The sequence below is a fragment of the Streptomyces misionensis genome, from assembly GCF_007896895.1.
Taxonomy (GTDB): Bacteria; Actinomycetota; Actinomycetes; order Streptomycetales; family Streptomycetaceae; genus Streptomyces; species Streptomyces misionensis_A.
The window spans coordinates 1-1,831 of record NZ_VOGW01000118.1; the positions used below are offsets into that span (position 1 = coordinate 1).

The 1,831-nt window shown below is 78.6% G+C and carries 3 protein-coding genes; all 3 read right to left on the minus strand.

Going from position 1 to position 1,831, the window contains the following annotated elements; all coding sequences use genetic code 11:
• Nucleotides 1–151: 151 nt before the first annotated feature.
• Nucleotides 152–1,066: a hypothetical protein gene (locus FRZ03_RS20860; protein ID WP_222443399.1), complete on the minus strand. Its 915-nt coding sequence runs from the start codon at nucleotides 1,064–1,066 to the stop codon at nucleotides 152–154.
• 115 nt (nucleotides 1,067–1,181) lie between these two features.
• Complete coding sequence (locus tag FRZ03_RS20865) at nucleotides 1,182–1,457, minus strand: hypothetical protein (protein WP_146466677.1); 276 nt, start codon at nucleotides 1,455–1,457, stop codon at nucleotides 1,182–1,184.
• A 17-nt stretch (nucleotides 1,458–1,474) separates the two neighbouring features.
• A complete protein-coding gene (locus tag FRZ03_RS20870) occupies nucleotides 1,475–1,804 on the minus strand; it encodes a hypothetical protein (RefSeq protein WP_261399278.1) in 330 nt (109 codons plus the stop codon).
• Nucleotides 1,805–1,831 lie beyond the last annotated feature (27 nt).

Genomic DNA, 1,831 nt, shown 5'->3' on the forward strand with positions numbered 1-1,831 from the left:
GGCGTGGGCGGGTGGGGGCGCGGCGCGGCCGGGGGGAGGGGGCGGCGGCGTGTCGGCGGCGGGCCGGGCGGGGGGGGGGGGGGGCGAGTGCGGCTGCGCGGCGGGGGCGGGGGCCTGCGGGGAGCCCAGGCTGGGGGGGGGGGGCAGGCGGTCAGCGGCGGCCGCGGGCCACGAGGAACGCGGCCCCGGCCACGCAGAGCAGGGCGCCGGCCGCGGCGAGCAGCCCGTGGGTGAGGCCGGGCCCGGTCCGGGCCAGCTCGCGGGCGCGCTCCCCGGCCTCCTGGGCGTCCTGGGCGAAGGGGAGGGAGGGGTTGGCGGGGGCCGCGCCGTCGCCGTCCCGGGACCGGCCGGAGTCGGTACCGGTGCCCGCGCTCGCCTCCGTGCCCGCGCTCGCCTCCGTACCCGTGTCCGCGCTTGTTCCCGTGTTCGCGCCCGTACCCGTGTTCTCACTCGTTCCCGTGCCGGCGCTCGCGGCCTCCTCCGGCAGCCGCTGGGCGACCGGGGTGCGGTCCGTGTCCGGGGCCGCGGACGTCTCCCCCGCGCCGTCGCCCGGCACGCCGACGCCGAACCGGTAGACGTTGGACTCGCCGACCCAGTCCCCGTCCCGGCCCCGGCGCTGCACGGCGGCGGCGTTGGCGGTGACCTGGTCGGGGACGGCGGCGTCACGGGTGAGGGCCAGCCGGACCCGGACACTGACGGTCTTGCCGGGCGGCACGGTGAAGCCGCCGAATCCGGGTGCGTCCAGCACGCCGATCAACTCCTTCTCGTCACTGCTTTCGAAAGCCACCGGCCGGACGCGGGAACCGTCGTGGAAGTCCAGCCGCGCCTGCTCCGCCCGCAGCGCGTGCCGGTCGTCGACGAGGACGACGACGGGGTGGACCGCGGCGCAGGAGCGGGTGGTGGTGTTGGTGAGGTCGATGTACCAGGTGCGGCGACCGCCGCCCGGCCGGTACGAGTCGGGGCCGCCGCGAATCCGGGTGGCCAGCGGGAAGTCCCGCTCCCCCGGCGCCGCGCAGGACGGCGAGGGGCCCGTGCCGACGGCCGCCGCCGGCACGGGGACGAGCACAGGGACGGGTGCAGGGGCGTGCACGGTCGCATGAACACATGACCATGCCGGTGCGTGCCCGCGGTCCGGCGGCGCCACTCCGGGGCACCCCTTCGAACCCCCTGATCGGCCGATGTCAGGGGCGGCAGGCGCGCTGGGCCGCGGAGGCGGTCGCGTCCCGCTCGGCCTCGGCCCGGCGCAGCGCCTGCTCCTGGGAGATGTCCGGGTGGCCGCCGTCGGCGACGCCGCGCAGCAGATCCGCCTTCATGGCGTCGTAGGAGCGCTCCGCCCGCTCGGCGGCGGCCAAGGCCCGGTCACAGCCGGTGTCCGCCCGGGCCGCCGGGGCGGCGGCGCAGAACGCGAGCAGCGTCACGGCACCGGCCGCGAGCGCGGGGAGCCGCGTGGACGGCATGGGAACCTCCGGGGGAGTCAGGAGACCAGCGTGACCACCCGGCCGCCGCTGTGTACGTCGGCGCAGGCCTGGTACGGGTCGGGGTCGCCCTGCCGCTCCCCGCACCGCCACCGCGCCCCGGCCGCGCGCACCTCGGTGCGCCAGCCCTTCGTGTAGGCGGCCGCGACCTGGAGCGCCACCCCGCAGGGCACGCCGCGGGCCGCCGTCACCCCGAGCCCGGACGCGCGGTCCACCCCGCAGTACGCGTGGCCCGCGCCCGGCGCCGCGAGGGCCTGCGCGGTCCACGGCGACCAGAGCAGACCGGCCCCCACCAACACGGTGACGAACCTCAGCTTGAACGCCTTCACACCGCACCTCCTTCCCCCTGGGCAACA

Bases quoted from the DNA above. Each gene is read 5' to 3' on its own strand.
- FRZ03_RS20865 (WP_146466677.1), bottom strand. From the start codon at position 1,457: ATGCCGTCCACGCGGCTCCCCGCGCTCGCGGCCGGTGCCGTGACGCTG.